Source organism: Zoogloea sp., from assembly GCF_023150065.1.
Taxonomy (GTDB): Bacteria; Pseudomonadota; Gammaproteobacteria; order Burkholderiales; family Rhodocyclaceae; genus Zoogloea.
This window is the reverse complement of record NZ_JAKLLN010000088.1, coordinates 345-847: the sequence shown is the minus strand read 5'-3', so window position 1 is coordinate 847 and position 503 is coordinate 345. Positions and strand designations below refer to the sequence as shown.

Sequence of the window (503 nt, the reverse complement as noted above, 5' to 3'; positions counted from 1 at the left end):
GGCAACTACAGCTTCACCGTGACCCCCGGCACCTACTCGGTCGCCGTGCAGGCCCCGGCCGGCTACGTGGTCACCGGTCAGGACCAGGGCGGCAACGACACCACCGACTCCGATGTGAACAGCGCCGGCCAGTCCGGTAACGTCACCCTCGTCTCCGGTCAGAACAACCCGACCCTCGACGCCGGCCTCTACAAGCTGGCCGAACTGGGCGACAAGGTCTGGCTCGACAGCAACGCGAACGGCGTGCAGGACGCAGGCGAAGCCGGCGTCACCGGCGTCAAGGTGACCCTGCTCGACGCCGCCGGCAACGCGGTGACCAGCACCACCACCGACGCCAACGGCAACTACCTGTTCTCGAACCTCAAGCCGGGCACCTACTCGGTCCAGTTCGACAAGACCACCCTGCCGGCCGGCTACGCCTTCACCACCAAGGACGCCGCCCTCGGCACCGACCTGACCGACAGCGACGCCGACACCACCACCGGCAAGACCATCCAGACCGT

The 503-nt window shown here is 67.8% G+C and carries 1 protein-coding gene (only partly in view); it reads left to right on the top strand.

The genetic code is table 11. The annotated features are described in order from the left end of the window. Positions 1–503, top strand: part of the annotated coding region (locus L6Q67_RS23565) for an SdrD B-like domain-containing protein (protein ID WP_296575963.1) (this coding region is incomplete at both ends). Its footprint extends 344 nt past the window's final position; 503 of its 847 annotated nt are in view.